This window comes from Pseudomonas sp. GM102, from assembly GCF_000282555.1.
Lineage (GTDB): Bacteria > Pseudomonadota > Gammaproteobacteria > Pseudomonadales > Pseudomonadaceae > Aquipseudomonas.
Genome location: NZ_AKJB01000063.1, coordinates 25,128 through 43,624, shown reverse-complemented (window position 1 = coordinate 43,624; position 18,497 = coordinate 25,128). Strand labels below are relative to the sequence as shown.

General features: G+C 58.8%; 23 protein-coding genes. 10 read left to right on the top strand and 13 right to left on the bottom strand.

Features of this window, described 5'->3' with window-relative positions; genetic code table 11:
- Positions 1-51: 51 nt before the first annotated feature.
- From PMI18_RS30425 to PMI18_RS13060, 3 genes are all read right to left on the bottom strand, one after another.
- Positions 52-276 (bottom strand): hypothetical protein, encoded by a 225-nt coding sequence (locus PMI18_RS30425; RefSeq protein WP_007901789.1) that lies wholly within the window; start codon positions 274-276, stop codon positions 52-54.
- 7 nt (positions 277-283) lie between these two features.
- The gene (locus PMI18_RS13055; RefSeq protein ID WP_007901788.1) at positions 284-502 is read right to left on the bottom strand and encodes a DUF6021 family protein; all 219 of its coding nucleotides are present in this window, start codon (positions 500-502) and stop codon (positions 284-286) included.
- Positions 503-596: 94 nt separating this feature from the next.
- Complete coding sequence (locus PMI18_RS13060) at positions 597-1,325, bottom strand: peptidase C39 family protein (RefSeq protein ID WP_007901787.1); 729 nt, start codon at positions 1,323-1,325, stop codon at positions 597-599.
- Positions 1,326-1,496: 171 nt separating this feature from the next.
- On the opposite strand from PMI18_RS13060, the gene PMI18_RS13065 reads away from it, so the two are divergent.
- The gene (locus tag PMI18_RS13065) at positions 1,497-1,667 is read left to right on the top strand and encodes a hypothetical protein (protein ID WP_238542614.1); all 171 of its coding nucleotides are present in this window, start codon (positions 1,497-1,499) and stop codon (positions 1,665-1,667) included.
- Positions 1,668-1,746: 79 nt separating this feature from the next.
- Here PMI18_RS13065 and PMI18_RS13070 read toward each other — a convergent pair whose 3' ends face one another.
- Both PMI18_RS13070 and PMI18_RS13075 read right to left on the bottom strand, forming a co-directional pair.
- Positions 1,747-2,496 (bottom strand): TerC family protein, encoded by a 750-nt coding sequence (locus PMI18_RS13070; protein ID WP_007901783.1) that lies wholly within the window; start codon positions 2,494-2,496, stop codon positions 1,747-1,749.
- 28 nt (positions 2,497-2,524) lie between these two features.
- On the bottom strand, positions 2,525-2,767 hold the full coding sequence (locus PMI18_RS13075) for a hypothetical protein (protein WP_007901782.1): 243 nt from the start codon (positions 2,765-2,767) through the stop codon (positions 2,525-2,527).
- Between the two features lie 181 nt (positions 2,768-2,948).
- Between PMI18_RS13075 and nhaR the strand changes: the two genes are divergently transcribed.
- Positions 2,949-3,848, top strand: a complete 900-nt coding sequence (gene nhaR / locus PMI18_RS13080; protein ID WP_007901781.1) for a transcriptional activator NhaR — start codon at positions 2,949-2,951, stop codon at positions 3,846-3,848.
- Between the two features lie 4 nt (positions 3,849-3,852).
- On the opposite strand, the gene PMI18_RS13085 is transcribed toward nhaR, so the two are convergent.
- Positions 3,853-5,007 (bottom strand): MFS transporter, encoded by a 1,155-nt coding sequence (locus PMI18_RS13085; RefSeq protein WP_007901780.1) that lies wholly within the window; start codon positions 5,005-5,007, stop codon positions 3,853-3,855.
- 335 nt (positions 5,008-5,342) lie between these two features.
- Here PMI18_RS13085 and sstT point away from each other — a divergent pair, with 335 nt between their 5' ends.
- Positions 5,343-6,575 (top strand): serine/threonine transporter SstT, encoded by a 1,233-nt coding sequence (gene sstT / locus PMI18_RS13090; RefSeq protein WP_007901778.1) that lies wholly within the window; start codon positions 5,343-5,345, stop codon positions 6,573-6,575.
- Between the two features lie 128 nt (positions 6,576-6,703).
- Here the strand turns inward: sstT and PMI18_RS13095 are convergent, their stop codons facing one another.
- Positions 6,704-7,213, bottom strand: coding sequence for a DUF1993 domain-containing protein (locus PMI18_RS13095; protein WP_007901777.1), 510 nt, complete (start codon positions 7,211-7,213; stop codon positions 6,704-6,706).
- 127 nt (positions 7,214-7,340) lie between these two features.
- Between PMI18_RS13095 and PMI18_RS13100 the strand changes: the two genes are divergently transcribed.
- Positions 7,341-7,988, top strand: coding sequence for a YceH family protein (locus tag PMI18_RS13100; RefSeq protein ID WP_007901774.1), 648 nt, complete (start codon positions 7,341-7,343; stop codon positions 7,986-7,988).
- Positions 7,989-8,157: 169 nt separating this feature from the next.
- On the opposite strand, the gene PMI18_RS13105 is transcribed toward PMI18_RS13100, so the two are convergent.
- A complete protein-coding gene (locus PMI18_RS13105; protein ID WP_007901772.1) occupies positions 8,158-8,676 on the bottom strand; it encodes a cupin domain-containing protein in 519 nt (172 codons plus the stop codon).
- Positions 8,677-8,870: 194 nt separating this feature from the next.
- Positions 8,871-9,689 carry a shikimate 5-dehydrogenase gene (locus tag PMI18_RS13110; protein WP_007901770.1) on the bottom strand — a complete coding sequence of 273 codons (819 nt, stop codon included), beginning with the start codon at positions 9,687-9,689 and terminating at the stop codon, positions 8,871-8,873.
- Positions 9,690-9,928: 239 nt separating this feature from the next.
- Between PMI18_RS13110 and PMI18_RS13115 the strand changes: the two genes are divergently transcribed.
- From PMI18_RS13115 to PMI18_RS13125, 3 genes are all read left to right on the top strand, one after another.
- Entirely contained in the window at positions 9,929-10,303 is a 375-nt protein-coding gene (locus PMI18_RS13115; RefSeq protein ID WP_007901768.1) for a hypothetical protein, read from the top strand.
- A gap of 194 nt (positions 10,304-10,497) precedes the next feature.
- Positions 10,498-10,692, top strand: coding sequence for a hypothetical protein (locus PMI18_RS13120; protein WP_007901759.1), 195 nt, complete (start codon positions 10,498-10,500; stop codon positions 10,690-10,692).
- Between the two features lie 100 nt (positions 10,693-10,792).
- Positions 10,793-10,975 carry a hypothetical protein gene (locus PMI18_RS13125; RefSeq protein ID WP_007901757.1) on the top strand — a complete coding sequence of 61 codons (183 nt, stop codon included), beginning with the start codon at positions 10,793-10,795 and terminating at the stop codon, positions 10,973-10,975.
- On the opposite strand, the gene PMI18_RS13130 is transcribed toward PMI18_RS13125, so the two are convergent.
- Positions 10,972-12,033: an AI-2E family transporter gene (locus tag PMI18_RS13130; protein ID WP_007901756.1), complete on the bottom strand. Its 1,062-nt coding sequence runs from the start codon at positions 12,031-12,033 to the stop codon at positions 10,972-10,974. The two genes, PMI18_RS13125 and PMI18_RS13130, sit on opposite strands and share 4 nt — an antisense overlap.
- 176 nt (positions 12,034-12,209) lie before the next feature.
- Here PMI18_RS13130 and trhP point away from each other — a divergent pair, with 176 nt between their 5' ends.
- Entirely contained in the window at positions 12,210-13,535 is a 1,326-nt protein-coding gene (trhP, locus tag PMI18_RS13135) for a prephenate-dependent tRNA uridine(34) hydroxylase TrhP (RefSeq protein ID WP_033036522.1), read from the top strand.
- A gap of 160 nt (positions 13,536-13,695) precedes the next feature.
- Here trhP and PMI18_RS13140 read toward each other — a convergent pair whose 3' ends face one another.
- Positions 13,696-14,559, bottom strand: a complete 864-nt coding sequence (locus tag PMI18_RS13140; RefSeq protein ID WP_007901753.1) for a LysR family transcriptional regulator — start codon at positions 14,557-14,559, stop codon at positions 13,696-13,698.
- Between the two features lie 96 nt (positions 14,560-14,655).
- On the opposite strand from PMI18_RS13140, the gene PMI18_RS13145 reads away from it, so the two are divergent.
- On the top strand, positions 14,656-15,567 hold the full coding sequence (locus PMI18_RS13145; protein ID WP_007901751.1) for a DMT family transporter: 912 nt from the start codon (positions 14,656-14,658) through the stop codon (positions 15,565-15,567).
- A gap of 153 nt (positions 15,568-15,720) precedes the next feature.
- On the opposite strand, the gene PMI18_RS13150 is transcribed toward PMI18_RS13145, so the two are convergent.
- Entirely contained in the window at positions 15,721-15,963 is a 243-nt protein-coding gene (locus PMI18_RS13150) for a hypothetical protein (protein WP_007901749.1), read from the bottom strand.
- 93 nt (positions 15,964-16,056) lie between these two features.
- Positions 16,057-16,770: a FadR/GntR family transcriptional regulator gene (locus tag PMI18_RS13155; protein WP_007901747.1), complete on the bottom strand. Its 714-nt coding sequence runs from the start codon at positions 16,768-16,770 to the stop codon at positions 16,057-16,059.
- A 368-nt stretch (positions 16,771-17,138) separates the two neighbouring features.
- Here PMI18_RS13155 and PMI18_RS13160 point away from each other — a divergent pair, with 368 nt between their 5' ends.
- Positions 17,139-18,485, top strand: coding sequence for an MFS transporter (locus tag PMI18_RS13160; protein ID WP_007901746.1), 1,347 nt, complete (start codon positions 17,139-17,141; stop codon positions 18,483-18,485).
- Positions 18,486-18,497 lie beyond the last annotated feature (12 nt).

The window sequence follows — 18,497 nt, the reverse complement described above, 5'->3', positions numbered from 1 at the left end:
AACAACCGGTAAATGAAAGCCCCGAATATTCGGGGCTTTTTTTGTCCACGTTTAATCATTGGGCAACGGCATCTGATCGTCATCCGGGATGCCATCCCCCGCACTCGGGTCTCTCCAGCCCTGTGGATGCTTGGTCGGCACCACTGTCGGCCGGGCCAAGGGATCCCTTAACGGGCTGTCCGGATCCATTACCGGGTCCAGGTCCGCTTCAGGGGTTGTCGGAACACTGTCTGGAGGGTCTGGACGTTTGTCGTCAAAGCTCGAATCGGTAGACATACGCACCTCACTGAGACTTGGGTTTCAGATTACCGAGTGGGTCGTAAGGCTTCGCGGGTGCCTTCTTGCCCTCCTCGCCCGGCTTTATATCCCTGGGCGCCTTGGCGGGCCCGATGGGGTCGACCTGAGGATCGGCGAGGTCTGGAGAATCGGGGTCGAACCCCAACTCATTATCAGACGAATGCTCAGACGAGTGCGGGCCGGTGGGGGTATTGGACTGTGCCATGGACGCCTCCTGTTCATGGTCCCGGAAAAATCCGGGCCCTCTACTTGAGACTTCAGCATAGCGTGGCGGTGCCATGCTGATGACGAGTGGAAACTTACTGCGCGGTCAGCGCCTTCTTCGCCCGGGCTGCCGCCTGTTCCTGACCTGACTGGGCAAGATCGCTCGCCGCTTTGAGCCAGCGCGACTGATCGACATTGGCTGGAATCTGGTCCGGCTTCTGGATCAATACGGCCCAACCGCCGGCATTCTCGAATGCTGATTCAAAGGAGCTGAACCCCATCAGCAACCGACGATCCATCCCGGCGCGCAGCAACACCGTCTGCTTCTGACGATTGTAACCGGCGAGAATGGCGTATCGCGGCTCCGCCCAGAACGCCGAGCCTTCCGTGAAGCGCACCATCACCGGATAACCGGCGGCGACCTGGGTCAGCAGCGCCGGCAAATTTTTGTCGAGGGGGTAGACCACCATCCCGTATTCGCGGGCGAGGTTCTGCATGTTCTGCTGCAGGCGGTCTTCGGCACCCGGCAAATGCAGTGGTTTATCGAGCAACCCCGGGGTTATCACGATGCCCTGCTGGGACAGCAGACTAGCCAGCACCTGAGGCCCGCTTTGATAACTTTGTCCACGGTAGAACGTACCGCTGAGTTCGACCCGCTCCGGCAGACGCTTGATCTCTGGCGCCACGCTCCCCGCACAGCCAGCCAGGCCGACAACGCAGCCAACGATCAGTACCAAAGATCGAATTCGAGAAAATACCCGCACCATCATCACTCTCTTGTTCAGACGCCAGGCAATCGTACAGCCGGCTTGGCCGTCGATCATAGGATGCCGCGCGGCAGCGGTATAGCCTTAACCGGCAGTTGATTGCATTCGATAGAGCGAACTGTTTGATGACAGGCGACCTTTGGTCAATAGCCTGAAATACAGCAGCGGCTAGACTGTCACTTACCAAGGACGAATGTGTGCCCGATGCAGGGCAAAGAGGAGGCACTGATGAGCCTGACAATGACCATTATAATGTTGATTTCCGGCTGGCTGGCCGTGGCCGCCGCCATGCTGTGGGGCGTTTTGCGTATTACCCGCCGGCACCATCATCACCCGGTTCAATCGGCACCTGTGGCGAAAACCGATAAAAACGCTGCACACCCCGCTACCGCGCACTGACCAGCGCTTTTCGGTCGTCCAAACAAAAACGGCCGCCTGGACTCTTTCGAGTTCAGGCGGCCGTTTCGTTTAACGCAGGTTAAGCTTCAGCGGCGATGCGCTTCTGCCTGGCCCGACGCGACAGCATATTCAAGCCTTCGATCGTGGCCGAGAACGCCATGGCCGCGTAGACGTAGCCTTTCGGTACGTGGGCGCCAAAACCTTCGGCGATCAGCGTCATGCCGATCATGATCAGGAAGCCCAGCGCCAGCATCACCACCGTCGGGTTGTCGTTGATGAACTTGGCCAGAGGGTCAGCGGCCAGCAACATCACCAGTACCGAGACCACCACCGCGATGATCATGATCGGCAAATGCTCGGTCATGCCGACGGCGGTAATGATGCTGTCGATGGAGAACACCATGTCCAGCATCAGGATCTGACCGATCGCAGCAGCAAAGCCCAGGGTCACCGTCGAGGTGGCCGAGGTCGGATCATCCGGCGCCGGGTCCATGCTGTGATGGATCTCGGTGGTCGCCTTCCACAACAAGAACAGGCCACCCGCGATCAGGATCATGTCCTTCCAGGAGAACGCGTGGCCGAGAATCTCGATCACCGGCTCGGTCAGTTGGACGATGAACGCGATGGTGCTCAACAGTGCCAGGCGCAGGATCAACGCCATGCCGATACCGATCCGCCGCGCCTTCTGGCGATGCTGTTCGGGCAGCTTGTTGGTGAGGATCGAGATGAAGATCAGGTTATCGATGCCGAGCACGATTTCCATCACCACCAGCGTGGCCAGGGCGACCCAGGCAGTGGGGCTTGCAGCAAGTTCTAAAAGGTATTCCATGGGTCAGTCCTGACTCGTTGTAGACGGTTTAGATTTCCTGGGACGAAGAGTCGGTTTTGTCCGTCTCTTTGGCCGGTTGTTCTTTCTTGCTGATCAAGCCGCCCGTGGCATCGCTGAGCGCTTGCTCGGCGGCTTTGTGGGTATCGTCAATCGCCTGTTTGGCGGTTTCGGCGGCCTTGCCCATCAATTGCTGAGCGCTTTTCTCGGCCTGGTCGCAACCGGCCAACACCAGTAAAGACGCAATCAGCAGTGCCGTGGTTTTAAGCTTCATGATGCTTTCCTCGATAGAACAGACAGAACCGAAAAGGCGATCCGTCGATAGCGAGGCATTCTAAGGAAGCAAATACTTCAGGAAAATTCGTATTTTCAGCGGCTATACTTCGGTTTTAACGAATCCAGACAGCGTATGGCGTATGCCTTACGGATGATGTGAACAACGGGATTTCACCAACATGTTGAATTATCGGCAGCTGCATTACTTCTGGGTGGTGGCCAAGACCGGCAGCATCGTGCGCGCTTGTGAGCAGCTGAACCTGACGCCACAGACCATCAGCGGGCAGATTTCCCTGCTCGAGCAAACCTATGGCATCGAGTTGTTTCGTCGGGTCGGCCGGCAGCTGGAACTCACCGAAGCCGGGCGCCAGACCCTGTCCTACGCCGAGCAGATGTTTCAACTCGGTGGTGAGCTGGAATTGATGCTACGGGCGCAGCCCAATGAGCAACAGATTCTGTTTCGGGTGGGCGTCGCCGACGTAGTCCCCAAATCCATCGTTTATCGCCTGATCGCGCCGACCATGGAGTTGAGCGAGCCCCTGCGTATCACCTGTCGCGAAGACAAACTGGAACGCTTGCTTGCCGACCTGGCGATTCAGCGCCTTGATCTGGTGATTTCCGACAGCCCGATGCCCTCGCATCTGGACATCAAGGGTTACAGCCAGAAACTCGGCGAATGCGGCATCAGCTTCTTCGCCACCGCAGAATTGGCGGCGCAGTATGGCCAGGACTTCCCGCGCAGCCTGCACGGCGCCCCGCTGTTGATTCCCGGGCCGGAAACCGTGGTGCGCAGTCGCTTGCAACGCTGGTTTGCCGAACAGCAGATTCAGCCGCAGATCGTCGGCGAGTTCGACGACAGCGCCTTGATGCAGGCCTTCGGCCAATCCGGCAGCGGGATATTCATCGGCCCGAGCGTGATTGCCGACGAAGTGAAACGCCAATGCGGCGTGGAATTGATCGGCCAGACCGATGCGGTGAGCGAGTCGTTCTACGCCATCTCGGTGGAACGCAAGATCAAGCACCCCGGCATTGTCGCGATTACCGAAGGTGCCCGACGCGAGTTGTTCACCGCGATGTGAGATGTCAGGCGCAGATTTCGCGAGGTTTGAAGGTCATCAGCGCCATCGCCAACAGGATCGAGACCAGGATAAAACCGGCCGCCGCGAAACCCAGGCCGCCCAGGCCAACACTGTCGATCACTCGCCCACCGACCATCGCGCCCAGACCGATCCCGAGATTGGCCCCGGCAATGTTCAACGACGCAGCAAAGGCCGGCGCTTCAGGCGCAGCCTTCATCAGGCGCACGTGACTGACCAGGAACAGTGCGGCCTGAGTCACGCCCCAAATACCCATCGCTGCCGCCAGACCAAGGGGTGAATGAATGTTCGGCACCAAGGCCACCATGCCGGCAATCATGAACGCACAAAACGTCACAGAAGCGATCAGCGGATGCCGATCCACCGCACGGCCGCCCAGCGAATTGCCGATCAAGCCGACCGCACCAAAGCCCATCAGGCACCAGCCGACCACCGTACCGTTGAAACCGGCAAGGCGCTCAAGAATGTCCGCCAGGTAGGTGTACGCGGTGAACATGCCGCTGAACACCAGGATCGATAACAGCACATGCCCCAGCATCAACGGGCTGCGCAGAATTTTGAACTGCGAGCGAAAACTCACCTGATGCTGGTGCAGGTTGGTTTTCGGCAGGTAAATAAACAGCAGCAACGCCTTGGCAAACGCGATCACCGCCAGAATGCCGAAAGCACTGCGCCAGCCGAACGCATCGGAAATCAGCGTACCCACCGGAATACCGAACACCGTGGCGCAGACAATGCCGAAACCGATCTTGGCGATGGCCCGCCCGGCGTAGTCCGGCCCGACGATGTCCACCGCGGTCTCACTGGCCAACGCCCAGAACACCGGCAGCCCCAACGCCGGAATCAATCGCGCAACGGCCATCACCCCGATGTTCGGCGCCAGTGCCGCCAGTGTGTTGGCCAGACCGAACATGATCAGCACACTGATAAACAATTTGCGCCGTTCAAACCTGGCGAAGTACGCCGTCAGGAACGGCCCGAAGGCGGCCACGGTAAAGGCGAACAGGGTCACCAGCAAACCCGCTTGAGGGATGCTGACGTCCAGATCACGGGCGATTGCCGGCAACAGGCCGACGATGATGAACTCCGTGGTCAGCACCGTAAAACCGGCGGCGGACAACAGAAGAATGGGCAACAGCATGCAGAACTCCAGAAAAACGACGACACCAGCGACAGCCCGAAGGCTCACTGGCAGAACTTGAAAATGAGGATGGCGAAGCTTAACAGAGAGTTTCCGGACGAAGTTGCACGAACCTGCAAATCGCGTTGAGCAATCGGGTGGCAGATCGTCACAGGTCTGAAGGATCACGGCTACGCTGTGATAAAGTCCGCGACCCTGCGGTACTTACACTTTGCTCATCGGCCATTCACTGGCATTGATGTAGCGACCCTTTCGGTTCCCTCCATGTGGCCTGCCCGGCTTTTTGCTGCATGAGCCAAGGAACCCTGCACCCTAATAAAATCAGAGATGCCGTTATGACCGCTTCATCCCCTTCTCTCTTGCAACGCCTGAAACACAGCAGCCTGGTCACGCAAATCATCATCGGCCTGATCGCCGGGATTACCCTGGCGCTGTTCGCGCCTGAGCTGGCCAAGTCCACCGCCTTCATCGGCAAAGTGTTCGTCTCGGCGCTCAAGGCTGTCGCGCCGATTCTGGTGTTCGTGCTGGTCATGGCCTCTATTGCCAACCATAAGCACGGCCAGGAAACCCACATCCGGCCAATTCTGTTTCTGTATTTGCTGGGCACCTTCGCGGCGGCCGTGGTGGCGGTGATCGCCAGTACGCTGTTTCCGTCGAGCCTGGTGCTGTCGACCCAAGACGTTGCGGTGACCGCACCGGGTGGCATCAGCGAAGTGTTGCAGAGTCTGTTGCTCAGCGTGGTCGACAACCCGGTCAGCGCGCTGATGAATGCCAATTTCATCGGCATTCTGGCGTGGGCAATCGGCATGGGCGTTGCGATCCGCCATGCCGGCGAAACGACTCGCGAAGTGCTGGGCGATCTGTCCAACGGCGTGACCTTGATCGTGCGCCTGGTGATTCGCTTCGCGCCGTTGGGGATCTTCGGCCTGGTGGCTTCGACCCTTGCCACTTCCGGTTTCGGCGCCTTGATCGGTTACATGCATCTGCTGGCTGTGTTGTTGGGCTGCATGCTGTTCGTGGCGCTGGTGATGAACCCGGCCATTGTGTTCTGGAAGCTGCGTCGCAACCCGTATCCGCTGGTACTCACCTGCCTGCGCGAGAGCGGCATCACCGCCTTCTTCACCCGTAGTTCGGCGGCGAATATTCCGGTCAACCTGGAGTTGAGCAAGCGCCTGGGCCTGCACGAAGACACTTACTCGGTGTCGATCCCGCTCGGCGCCACCATCAACATGGCCGGCGCTGCGATCACCATCACCGTGTTGACCCTGGCCGCCGTGCATACCCTGGGCATCGCCGTGGACATTCCGACAGCCATCCTGCTCAGCATTGTCGCGGCGATCTGTGCCTGTGGCGCCTCGGGCGTGGCCGGAGGTTCGCTGTTGCTGATTCCACTGGCGTGCAGTCTGTTCGGCATCCCGAGCGAAATCGCCATGCAGGTGGTGGCAGTCGGCTTCATCATCGGTGTGTTGCAGGACTCGGCGGAAACTGCGCTGAACTCCTCCACCGACGTGCTGTTCACCGCGGCGGCGTGCCAGCGTGAAGAGCTGAAGGCGCAGCGTTTGGCGTAAAACGCACCTGTAGGAGCCAGGCTTGCCCGCTCCCACAGGTTCCGCGGCAAGCCTGGCGCCTACAGAAGGCAAAATGAAAAAGCCCGCCAAGGCTTACACCTTGGCGGGCTTTTTTGTATCTGGGCGGTTTAGAACGCGCCCATGTAATCGCGCTTGCCCACTTCCACGCCGTTGTGACGCAGTAGTGCGTAAGCGGTGGTCACGTGGAAGAAGAACTGCGGCAAACCATAGCTCAGCAGGTAAGCCTGGCCAGTGAAGCGCTTCTCTTTAGGCGTGCCTGGACGGGTAACGATCTCGATGCCTTCCTTGCCGTCGATCTGCTCGGGTTTGATCTCGCCGATGAAAGCCAGGACCTTGGCGATCAACGCTTGCAGTTCGGCGAAGGTGGTTTCGGTGTCGTCATATTTCGGCAGTTCGACTTCAGCCAGACGCGCCGAAACGCCTTTGGCGAAATCAACAGCAATCTGCACCTGACGCACCAGCGGGAACATGTCCGGGTACAGACGGGCTTGCAGGAATGCGTTCGGGTCGATGTTTTTCGCCGTAGCGTGGGCTTCGGCCTTGCTCAGGTTATTGCTCAGGGCATTGAGCATTTGCTGGAAAACCGGAACGGAAGCGGCGTATAGGGAAATGGTCATAGTGGTCTCGTGTGGGTGACAGGAGTAAAAACGTGGAGCGATTATAGCCATGCCCGACCGACCTGCGGCTTGTCTTTTATCCAGCAAGGATTAGGCTAGCCGCTTCGACTGCCTAGGGAAAAGCGCGATGAGCACTGAGCAAGAAACGACCTCCGACGAACCGCGTCTTAACAGCACGGAAATCCGCATTCTGGGCTCGTTGATCGAGAAACAGGCCACCAGCCCGGAAACCTATCCGCTGACGCTTAATGCGCTGGTGATTGCCTGCAACCAGAAAACCAGCCGCGAACCGGTAATGAACCTCAGCCAGGGCCAGGTCGGCCAGAGCCTGCGCGTTCTGGAAGGTCGTGGTTTCACCCGACTGGTGATGGGCAGCCGTGCCGACCGCTGGGAGCATCGGGTCGACAAGGCGCTGGAACTGGTGCCGGCGCAGGTGATTCTGACGGGGCTGTTGTTTCTGCGCGGTCCGCAGACGGTCAACGAACTGCTGACCCGCAGCGGCCGCATGCATGACTTCGAAGATGCCGAGCAGGTGGTGCATCAGCTCGAGCGCTTGATCGCCAGGGGTCTGGCGTTGTTGATCCCGCGCCAGGCCGGCCAGCGCGAAGACCGTTACATGCATGCACTGGGTGATCCGGCGGATATCGAAACGATCCTGGCTGCCCGGCAAAATCCTGTGGAACGTGGGGCCGGTGGCGGTGTGTCGGTTGAGCGAATCGAAGAGCTTGAAGCGCGGATTGCAGCGCTGGAAGAACGGCTGGCACGCCTCGAATAATCACTGAGGTCCTTGTGGCGAGGGAGCTTGCTCCCGCTGGGTCGCGAAGCGGCCCCAAACCTGTCAACGCATTACGTCTGGCTCACCGGGTTTGCCTGCCTTGCGACTGCTTCGCAGCCGAACGGGAGCAAGCTCCCTCGCCACAGGGTTCGCGCTCAACTCTGAACTGCTACTCCCCGTCCCAATAATCCACGCCATCGGCCTGCCTGGCGACGGCGACGAAGCCCGAAGCATTGCCCTGGGCATCGACCTTGAAGTCGTCCATCACCACATATTTGCCGGAATCCGGGTATTCGCAAATGTCCGGTGATTGCTGACTGCTGACCGCCAGATAGCGCAATTCGCCGTTGCTGGTGTTGATGATCTGGTGCGCGGCTTCAGGACCGCCCGCCGGGCAGGCGATCACGTCACCGGCGCGGATCGGAAAGCGTTCGGCACCCAGGCGAATCTCCCCCTCCCCGGCCACGATGTAGAACATCTCTTCATTAACCCGATGGTTATGAAAAGGACTGCCACGCATGCCTGGCTCCAGGGCATACAACCGATAACCCAGCTTTTGCGCGCCCAGTTGCTGGCCGATGCGTGCCAGGCGTTGCTGATAGCGGCCGGCAGCGTCTCCGGTGGGAGCAAACTCTTCGGGCAGAGGTAAAAGTTCGGCCTGATCCAGGTTGAGAATGGCGGGATGCATGAAAACCTCGGTCACGGTGGCTGGAAAGCAAGTCTTCGCTTGCCGACGAGCAGTATAGGCGGGGATTCGCGGGTAAATGACCGGGGCAGACTGAAGACCGAGTCGCGGCAATCGCGGGCAAGCCCGCTCCCACAAGGACAGCGCTGGACCTGTGGGAGCGGGCTTGCCCGCGATTGGGCCAGTACAGTCAACTGTCAGCTGCGGGCAAACGCCACGGCTTTCTGGAACTGCTCATCGGTCGGCCGCACGCCGGTGTACAACACGAACTGTTCCAGTGCCTGGATCGCAATCACTTCCAGCCCGGTGATCACCCGTTTGCCTTCGGCACGACCGCGCACGATCAGCGGTGTTTCCGAGGGGATCGCCACCACATCGAAGACAGTTTCCGCCGCAGCGATAGCGTCAGGCTCAAACGCCAGTTGATCGGCCTCCGGCCCGCCGGTCATGCCGATGGGCGTGACGTTGATCAGCATCTGCGGGCGTTGAGCGCCCAACTCCGCCTGCCAGTGATAACCCAACGATTCAGCCAAGGCACGTCCGGCACGCTCGTTACGAGCCACGATCAGGCCGTTTTTGTAGCCGCCATCGCGCAAGGCACTGGCCACAGCCTTGGCCATGCCGCCACTGCCACGCAGGGCAAAGGTCGAATCCTTGGGCACCTGATGGGTTTCAAGCAACTGGGCGATGGCAATGTAATCGGTGTTGTAGGCCTTGAGGTGACCGTTGGTGTTGACGATAGTGTTGATCGATTGGATGGCCTCAGCCGATGCATCCAGCTCATCGACCAACGCAATACAAGCTTCCTTGAACGGCATCGACACCCCGCAACCCCGGATGCCCAAGGCGCGGATGCCGCCCACGGCGCCCGGCAAGTCCTGGCTGCTGAAGGCTTTGTAGTAAAAATTCAGGCCCAGTTGTTCGTACAGATGGTTATGAAACCGCAGGCCGAAATTGCCGGGGCGCCCCGAGAGTGACATGCACAGCTGAGTGTCTCTGTTGGGGTTCATCTGCATTGGAATCTCCTTCAATAGCACTTTCGGATGGACGGGATTAGCCACTTCACCGGTTCTGATTGATCATAAAAGCCAGTCTGCACTTGGCACACAGCCGTAAAGAAGCCGGTACAGACCTTACACAAAATTTACCCAACGGCTGTGCTGATTTTCAAAAAAATGCTGTCTTAGAAGTATCCCCGCGACAACTTGTGTCTATTGCAGACGCGAGCGCCGGGTCGAAGAACCGAGGACTTATCATGATCCGTAAAATCCCCACAGTAGCCTTGCTGATCGGTGCTCTCGCTATCGCAGGGCAGGCAGAAGCAGGTGGTCGTGGTCATGGCGGCTGGGAAGGTCCGGCTGTGTTTGGTGCGATCGTCGGCTCGGCAATCATTGGCTCAGCAATAATCAGCCGCGACCGTCCAGTGTATGTGGAGCAACCGGTCTACGTTCAGCCACAACCGGTGTACGTGCAGCCACCGCCTGTCTATTACCAACCGGCGCCGGTCTACGTTCAACAACCGATCTATTACCGCCCGGCACCGATCTATTACGGTCCGCCACGCGGGTATGGTCCACCACGCGGCTATTACGGCCCTCCCCATGGTTATTATCGTGGCGACCGCTGGTAACTCGCTCATCAGGCCCCGCTTTAGAAGCGGGGCCTTTTTTATGACCACTGGCTGGACGAAGTCTGAATAAATCTCGTCAAGGTCGCTGTCGGGACAGTACCGGCAGGTAAAGTTGGTCATATTTATGTCATGTCCGATCCGCAAGCTTGGATCTGTCCGTAAACAACAGGTTGATAAAAACAAGGACGACCTTCATGCCCACACAAAACCCGCATCGCATTGTCGGCTTGTGCACTTCCGGCAAGGTGTACAACGCACTGACCGAACTCAAACACCTGGAAGGCCATCGCAGCGCAAAATTTCTTTCGCTGCTGGCAGAAAACCTGGTGCGCAAAGGCCTGCTCAATGAGCAGGAAGTGGTGCATATGCTCGATCTAGTGGTGGATTGACCGCAGAACTCATTGGCATCAATGACGACTATCGAAAGCGTTGATTGTCCGTTCAAGCGTCCGATCCGTAAGGTAGCTCCATAGATTAATGGAGGTACTTATGGCCCAGGTTCAGATCATGTCCGTTATCGGCAGCGCCGTTCCCGCACAACTCAGAGCACGAGGATTGCTTGCCTGTTGGTATCTGGTGCAGGACGGCGAACCGATCAGCGGCCCGCTCACCTCGCTTCCCGCCGCCCAAGCCCTGTCGCAACGTATCGACTCAGGCCAGCTCAGCGCTTAAGGCAGCTGAACCTTGGGCTTGGAATCGATGAAAATTGCCCAACTCGACACGAACAGCGCCGCGATCAACGGCCCGATAACAAAACCGTTCAGACCAAAAAGCGCCAGGCCACCCAGGGTCGAGATGAGGATCAGGTAGTCGGGCATTCTGGTGTCTTTGCCCACCAGGATCGGTCGCAGAACGTTGTCCACCATGCCGATCACGAACAGCCCGAACAAAGTGAGTACCGTGGCCTGCCAGATAGCGCCGCTGAACAGGAAATACGCCGCCACCGGTATCCAGACGATGCCCGCCCCCACCGCCGGCAACAGCGACAGAAACGCCATCAACACCGCCCAGAGCAGCACACTCGGGATGTCCAGAAACCAGAAAATAAAACCGCCCAATACCCCTTGTGTGACCGCCACCAGCAGGTTGCCCTTCACCGTGGCCCGCACCACGCGATTGAACTTGAGTTGCAAACGGCGTTTCTGGCTATCTTCCAGTGGTATCGCCGAGCGAACCTTGCGCGCCAGTTCGGGCCCATCCCGCAGGAAGAAAAACAGCAAGTACAGCATGACGAAAAAACTCACCACGAATTGAAAAGTCCCCTGCCCAAAACTGAACGCCTTGGTCGCGACAAACTGACTGCCTTGCATCGTGCTCTTGATGATTTTTTCCCGTAGCCCGCTCAGCTCGCCCATGCCGAAACGATCGAGCAAGTACTGAACGTATGGCGGCAGGCTTTGCTTGAACTGCGACACATACCCGGCAATGTCCAATTCACCGCTTTCGATTCTGTTGTAGAGCGCCGCGCCTTCTTGAACCAGCAAGGTACTGATGGTGATCACCGGCAAGATCGCGATCAGTACACAGAGAATCAAGGTGCACAGGGCCGTGAGATTATGGGGCAAGCCAAACTTGCGTTGCAGTTGGTGCTGCAACGGCGCAAACAGAATACCGAGGATGACCGCCCAGAACACCGCACCGTAAAACGGCAGCAGAATCCAGATGAAGGCGATGCTCACCAGCGTCAGCAAGACTATCAGCGAGGTGTTTTGCAGCTTCGTTTCGTTCATGTCCGATCCATGTCAGTGCGCAGGGGCGCCGTTTGCGCGTCCTGGTATTTAGTCCGCCACGGCTCGCGCGAGTGCCATCCGTTTTTTCATCAAGCATAGATCCAGATCAATAAACCCCGCGGGCAAGCCGCTTACCCTTGCCGGCTTTTGCGATCGACACTGCCATGACCAGCGCCATGACGCTCACGCCCCCGGAACTGCTCGCCCCTGCCGGCACCCTGAAAAACATGCGTTATGCCTTCGCCTATGGCGCCGACGCGGTGTACGCCGGCCAACCGCGCTACAGCCTGCGGGTGCGCAACAACGAATTCGATCACGCCAACCTCGCGCTCGGCATCGCCGAGGCCCAGGCTCAGGGCAAGCGCTTCTATGTGGTGGTGAACATCGCCCCGCACAACGCCAAGCTCAAAACCTTCTTGAAGGACCTGGAACCGGTGATCGCCATGGCGCCGGACGCGCTGATCATGTCCGACCCGGGCCTGATCATGCTGGTACGTCGGCACTTCCCGCAGATGCCGATCCACTTGTCGGTGCAGGCCAACACGGTGAACTGGGCCAGCGTCGAGTTCTGGCAGCAACAGGGCTTGAACCGGATCATCCTGTCCCGCGAACTGTCGCTGGAAGAAATCGCCGAAATCCGCCAGCACGTTCCGGCGATGGAGCTGGAAGTGTTCGTCCACGGCGCGTTGTGCATGGCCTATTCCGGGCGCTGTCTGTTGTCAGGCTATATGAACAAGCGCGATGCCAATCAGGGCAGCTGCACCAACGCCTGCCGCTGGAAATACTCGGCGACACCGGCCGTCGAAAATCAGCTTGGTGAAATCGTTCAGCAGCTCCGTCCCGAACCGACCCTGGGCATCGGCGCGCCGACCGATCAAGTGTTCCTGCTGCAAGAAGCCAATCGCCCTGGCGAACTGATGCCGGCGTTCGAGGATGAACACGGCACGTACATCATGAACGCCAAGGACCTGCGCGCCGTGCAGCATGTCGAGCGCCTGACGCAGATGAGCGTGCATTCATTGAAGATCGAAGGCCGGACCAAATCGCACTTCTATTGCGCGCGCACCACCCAGGTGTATCGCCGCGCAATCGATGATGCGGTGGCTGGCCGAGCGTTTGATCGCAGCTTGATGACCGACCTGGAATCCCTGGCCCAACGTGGTTATACCGAAGGTTTTTTGCGTCGACATGTGCATGACGAATATCAGAATTACCAGAACGGCAGCTCGGTCTCAGAACGCCAACAGTTCGTGGGCGAACTGACCGGCGAACGCCGGGATCGGCTGGCCGAGGTGCGGGTGAAAAATCGCTTTGGCCTGGGCGATCACCTGGAACTGATGACGCCCCAGGGCAACTTTCACTTCGATTTGCATCAGCTGCAGAACGTCAAAGACGAGGCGATTGAAGTGGCGCCGGGGGATGGGCACACGGTGTATTTGCCGATACCGGACGCGGTGGATTTGCGCTTTGGGTTGTTGATGCGAGATGTGGGCGTGAGCTGAAAATCATCAAAGGCACGACACTGAACCTGTGGGAGCGAGCCTGCTCGCGATAGCGGCGTGTCAGTCACATTGATGTTGAATGTACCGGCGTCATCGCGAGCAGGCTCGCTCCCACATGAATAGCGCTTGACTGCCTGGCATCAGGGTAAGCCCCAAGTGATCAGGCAAACTCTTCGCGCAACATCGCCACAAACGCCTCCCGCGCCGGGTGAACCCCGGCGTTTTCATGCCAGTAAAACAGGTTATCGATAGCCGTCAGCTCGGGGAATTCATACCCCGCGCACCCCGCCCCTTTGGCGTACTGATCGAAGATCCCTTTGGGCACTAGTGCTACACCGGCCCCGGCGCTGACGCAGCCAACAATCGCGCCATAACTGGCCAGGCTGACAATCGGCAATGCCTGCCCCTGACGCAGCAACCAATGCTCCAGCGCCGCCCGGTAAGGACAACCCTGAGGCCACATGAAGACGGTCTTGTCCTGCAAATCGGTGATATCGCGCACCGGCCCCAGCGACGTCGAAGCAATCAGCAGCAGCTCTTCGCGGTACATCGGCGTGCGCTTGAGGTGTGAGCGCTCGACATCCACCGCGACGATCGCACCATCGAGCCGGTGATTGAGCGTGTCATCGAGCAATTGGCCCCAGCTGCCGGTAGTCAATTCCAGCGCAACGCCCGGATAGCGCTTATGAAACTTGGCCAGTAACCGCGGCAATCTACCGGTCGCCGACGACTCGATGGCGCCAATGCGCAACGGCCCGGAGGGCTCGGCCGACGGGTCCAGCGCGCGTTTGGCTTCAGCCGTCAGCGCGAGAATTTTCGCGGCGTAAGCCAAAAAGGTCTGGCCCGCCGGGCTGATTCGCAACCCTCGGCCCTCGCGCAGAAACAGCGCGACACCCAGCTCGGTTTCCAGGGACTTGATGCGCGCTGTGATATTCGACGGCACACAGTGCAACAACTCGGCCGCCCGGGCGATGCTGCCGACGTCGGCGACGGTCTTGAACATGCGAATCTGCGCCAGCTCCATACATCACCCAAAGTGAACGGTTGACGCAGTATAAGTCAGTTGTGGCGAACGGTCAGGCTTCCGATACTCGGCGCATACGCCCACAGGTGCCTGACCATGCAACCACTCACACCCGCCTCCAATCACTCCGTCAAAATCATTCTGACGACGGCGTTCGTCGTCGCCTGCTGGGGGTATTCCCCGACCGGTATTCATATCGGTTTGCAGGCCTATGACCCGGGGCATCTGGCGCTGCTGCGGTTTTTGGTGGCATCGGTATTCATGGCAGTAGTCGCCGTGTTCCGAGGCATCCGCCTGCCGAACATTCGCGACTGCCCGCTGCTGATCGTCCTCGGTTTCTTTGCCGTGAGCCTGCATCACGTCGCGCTGAATTTCGGCCAGCAAGGGGTCAGCGCCGGGGCGTCCAGTGTGCTGGCGCAAACCACGCCGTTGTTCAGTACGCTGCTGGCACGTTTCGTGTTCAAGGACCGGGTGAGCGTCTGGCGCTGGGGCTGCGTGTTTCTGGGTTTGACCGGCGTGGTGATTGTGGTGGCTGGTGATCATGGATTGGGGAGTATCGACGCTCACGGCTTGCTGATTTTGCTGGCGGCGGTGTCCTGGAGTTTCTACTTTGCGTTGCAAAAGCATCAGTCCGGGCGCTACGACGGGTTGACGCTGGTCTGCTACACCGTCTGGTCGGGGACGGCGTTGTTGCTGGTTTATCTGCCGGGGCTGACCAGCGAAATCGTCACCGCGCCGCTTCACGTGCAATGGGCAGTGCTTGCATTGGGCGTGTTTCCCAGCGCCCTCGCCTACCTGGCCTGGGCATTTGTATTGGCTCATGTGGATTTGAGCCGTGCGACGATGACGATGTATTTGATTCCGCCTGCGGCCATGGCCATTGCGTCTGTTGGCTTGGGCGAGCAGCCGACGTTGATGGTGGTGATGGGTGCGGTGGTGGTGCTGGTCAGTGTGTTGGCGTTGAATCTGGAGAGGCGGTTTTTTGGGACTCAGGTGGCCAGTGCTTGATCGCTGATTGGTGTTGATGGGCCTGGCGCCTTCGCGGGCAAGCCTCGCTCCTACGGGGGGGCGGTGCTTTTGTAGGAGCGAGGCTGCCCGCGAAGAACGATGACGCGATGAACCAGCAATCACAAAAAACCCGGCACATCGGCCGGGTTTCATTTATCGCCTGTCATCGGACAATGGCGTTTCTTCATCCGGCGCCGGAATGTCGTCATCCAGATCCGGGTCCAGAGCCGGGTCCCTCCAATCTTCAGGATGATCAATGTCCGTATCGGCCGGGTCTCGCGAAGGGTCCATGCCGGGTGGTGCGTCTTGATCCATCGACGGATCGTCCATATCGGGAATGGGTCTGACAGGGTCGTTATCGGAAGTTCCACCCTGAAGGATTTGATCGTAAGCCATGACGCGCCTCCACTGATCAGGCCCAGCGAATCCGGGCCGTACAGGTTGGAAACGAGCCTGAAAAAGGGGTGCTATCGAGGAGACAAACGGCGGCTACCGATCAGCCGAAAAGCGGTCGCGGCTGTTAGTCAGGTGCAACCACATCGCCGCCCGCGCCGCATCTGGATCCTGGCGTCTGATGGCGTTGAGAATCGCCTCGTGTTCGAGGTTGGCGAGTTGCCCCAGCTTGCTCAAATCCGCCGACCCGCGCTCGGCGGCATTGACGCGCGTCCGGGGGATCATGGCGCTGCCCAGGTGCTGCATGATCTCGGTGAAGCACACGTTGCCGGTGGCTTCGGCGATCAGCAGATGGAAGCGTTTGTCCGCCTCAACGCAGCTGTCGTTGTTGGCCAACAGGCTTTGATAGTCATCCAGCGCTTCACGCATCTGCGCCAACTGCTGGTCTGTGCGACGAACCGCAGCCAGCGCCGCAGCCTGGGTCTCCAGACCCATGCGCAACTCCAGAATACTGCGCACACCCAGCGCGGTATCGACATTCAACCGCAGCCCCTGATCCGGTGCTCGCTCGAGCACAAAGGTGCCGATGCCGTGACGGGTTTCCACCAGCCCCGAAGCCTGCAACTTCGAGATTGCCTCGCGCACTACCGTGCGACTGACGCCATGCTCCTGAACAATCGAGTTCTCCGAAGGCAACTTGTCCCCCGGCACCATCTGGCCGAGCAGGATGCTCTGGGTCAGTTTGCTCACCAGATCATGGGCCAGGTTGTGGGCACGCTTGCGGGCGGGTGCGTCGATGTCTTCTTGCATGGTGATTTATCCGTAAAGCAGGTATCCGGATCGTAGCACTGCGTTCGCTTTTCGGTGACGGGAATCTCAACAAAATGCTGCCAAACTTGTACGACAACACTCAATCATCATGCTGAAATAGACGATTTAAACTCAACGAACCCAGGCTCATCGTCGCGATAAAGAGAAAATAACTGACTGAACAAATCCAGACAGAACCCAGCAAATACGCCACACAGAGCCAGAAACAGAATAAAGACCCTCCCACCTAGCACCATTTTGTTGAGAGACAGCACTTGTCGACCAAAAAAATCTAGTTGTATGATGTCTATCAACAACGCAACACCAAGCCACACCCCGCATAAAAATAACGAGTGGGAGAAAAAGCAGTGAATACATCCATATCCGGGATGACCGAGGGCGCCGATTCGGTCCTGAAGTCCGCCATCTCGAAAGTGAAACGCCACGTCCTGCCGCTGTTCGTGATCATGTTCATCGTCAACTACATCGACCGTGTGAACATCGGTTTCGTCCGCGCCCACATGGAACATGACCTGGGCATTGGCGCTGCCGCCTACGGCCTCGGAGCCGGTCTGTTCTTCATTGGTTACGCGCTGTTCGAAGTCCCTTCCAACATCCTCCTGCAAAAAGTCGGCGCACGAATCTGGCTGACCCGCATCATGCTGACCTGGGGCCTGGTGGCCGCCTGCATGGCGTTCATCCAGAACGAAACCCACTTCTACATTCTGCGGTTTTTGCTCGGTGTGGCCGAAGCCGGTTTCTTCCCCGGGGTGATTTATTACTTCACCCGCTGGTTGCCCGGTGTGGAGCGCGGCAAGGCGATTGCGATCTTCCTCAGCGGCTCGGCCATCGCATCGCTGATCTCCGGTCCGCTGTCCGGGTTGCTACTGCAAATCAGCGGTTTGGGCATGCATGGCTGGCAGTGGATGTACTTCATTGAAGGGATGTTCTCGGTCGGGCTGTGCGTGTTTGTCTGGTTCTGGCTGGACTCCAAACCTCACGACGCCAAATGGCTGACCCTTCCCGAACAGGACGCACTGGTCAAAGCCATCGATGACGAACAACTGGCCCGCGAAGCCGCGACGCCGATCAAACCGTCGCTGGGCACGCTGCTCAAGGATCGCCAGATCATCCTGTTCTGCCTGATCTACTTCTTCATCCAATTGACCATCTACGCCGCGACCTTCTGGCTGCCGAGCATCATCAAGAAGATGGGCGACCTGAGCGACATTCAGGTCGGGTTGTTCAACTCGATTCCGTGGTTGCTGTCGATCGTCGGCATGTACGCCTTCGCCACGCTGTCGGCCAAATGGAAACACCAGCAAGCCTGGGTCGCCACAGCCTTGCTGATCGCTGCCGCCGGGATGTTCATGTCCACCACCGGCGGGCCGATCTTCGCCTTCGTCGCCATCTGCTTCGCCGCGCTGGGTTTCAAGTCCGCATCGTCGCTGTTCTGGCCGATTCCCCAGGCGTACCTGGATGCACGAATCGCCGCTGGCGTGATCGCACTGATCAACTCGGTGGGCAACCTCGGTGGCTTCGTTGCGCCGACCACCTTCGGTTTGTTGGAACAACACACCGGCTCGATTCAGGGCGGGCTGTACGGCCTGGCCGCCACCTCGATCATCGCCGCAATCATCGTCTTTGCCGCGCGCAATAAACCGAAACCTGCACCTGTGGTTGCCCTGGGCAAACCAGCACCTAATCACGCCTGAACACTCATGTAA

Coding starts and splice junctions, on each gene's coding strand:
- PMI18_RS30425 (WP_007901789.1), bottom strand. CDS start 276: ATGTCTACCGATTCGAGCTTTGACGACAAACGTCCAGACCCTCCAGAC.
- PMI18_RS13055 (WP_007901788.1), bottom strand. CDS start 502: ATGGCACAGTCCAATACCCCCACCGGCCCGCACTCGTCTGAGCATTCG.
- PMI18_RS13060 (WP_007901787.1), bottom strand. CDS start 1,325: ATGATCGACGGCCAAGCCGGCTGTACGATTGCCTGGCGTCTGAACAAG.
- PMI18_RS13065 (WP_238542614.1), top strand. CDS start 1,497: ATGAGCCTGACAATGACCATTATAATGTTGATTTCCGGCTGGCTGGCC.
- PMI18_RS13070 (WP_007901783.1), bottom strand. CDS start 2,496: ATGGAATACCTTTTAGAACTTGCTGCAAGCCCCACTGCCTGGGTCGCC.
- PMI18_RS13075 (WP_007901782.1), bottom strand. CDS start 2,767: ATGAAGCTTAAAACCACGGCACTGCTGATTGCGTCTTTACTGGTGTTG.
- nhaR (WP_007901781.1), top strand. CDS start 2,949: ATGTTGAATTATCGGCAGCTGCATTACTTCTGGGTGGTGGCCAAGACC.
- PMI18_RS13085 (WP_007901780.1), bottom strand. CDS start 5,007: ATGCTGTTGCCCATTCTTCTGTTGTCCGCCGCCGGTTTTACGGTGCTG.
- sstT (WP_007901778.1), top strand. CDS start 5,343: ATGACCGCTTCATCCCCTTCTCTCTTGCAACGCCTGAAACACAGCAGC.
- PMI18_RS13095 (WP_007901777.1), bottom strand. CDS start 7,213: ATGACCATTTCCCTATACGCCGCTTCCGTTCCGGTTTTCCAGCAAATG.
- PMI18_RS13100 (WP_007901774.1), top strand. CDS start 7,341: ATGAGCACTGAGCAAGAAACGACCTCCGACGAACCGCGTCTTAACAGC.
- PMI18_RS13105 (WP_007901772.1), bottom strand. CDS start 8,676: ATGCATCCCGCCATTCTCAACCTGGATCAGGCCGAACTTTTACCTCTG.
- PMI18_RS13110 (WP_007901770.1), bottom strand. CDS start 9,689: ATGCAGATGAACCCCAACAGAGACACTCAGCTGTGCATGTCACTCTCG.
- PMI18_RS13115 (WP_007901768.1), top strand. CDS start 9,929: ATGATCCGTAAAATCCCCACAGTAGCCTTGCTGATCGGTGCTCTCGCT.
- PMI18_RS13120 (WP_007901759.1), top strand. CDS start 10,498: ATGCCCACACAAAACCCGCATCGCATTGTCGGCTTGTGCACTTCCGGC.
- PMI18_RS13125 (WP_007901757.1), top strand. CDS start 10,793: ATGGCCCAGGTTCAGATCATGTCCGTTATCGGCAGCGCCGTTCCCGCA.
- PMI18_RS13130 (WP_007901756.1), bottom strand. CDS start 12,033: ATGAACGAAACGAAGCTGCAAAACACCTCGCTGATAGTCTTGCTGACG.
- trhP (WP_033036522.1), top strand. CDS start 12,210: ATGACGCTCACGCCCCCGGAACTGCTCGCCCCTGCCGGCACCCTGAAA.
- PMI18_RS13140 (WP_007901753.1), bottom strand. CDS start 14,559: ATGGAGCTGGCGCAGATTCGCATGTTCAAGACCGTCGCCGACGTCGGC.
- PMI18_RS13145 (WP_007901751.1), top strand. CDS start 14,656: ATGCAACCACTCACACCCGCCTCCAATCACTCCGTCAAAATCATTCTG.
- PMI18_RS13150 (WP_007901749.1), bottom strand. CDS start 15,963: ATGGCTTACGATCAAATCCTTCAGGGTGGAACTTCCGATAACGACCCT.
- PMI18_RS13155 (WP_007901747.1), bottom strand. CDS start 16,770: ATGCAAGAAGACATCGACGCACCCGCCCGCAAGCGTGCCCACAACCTG.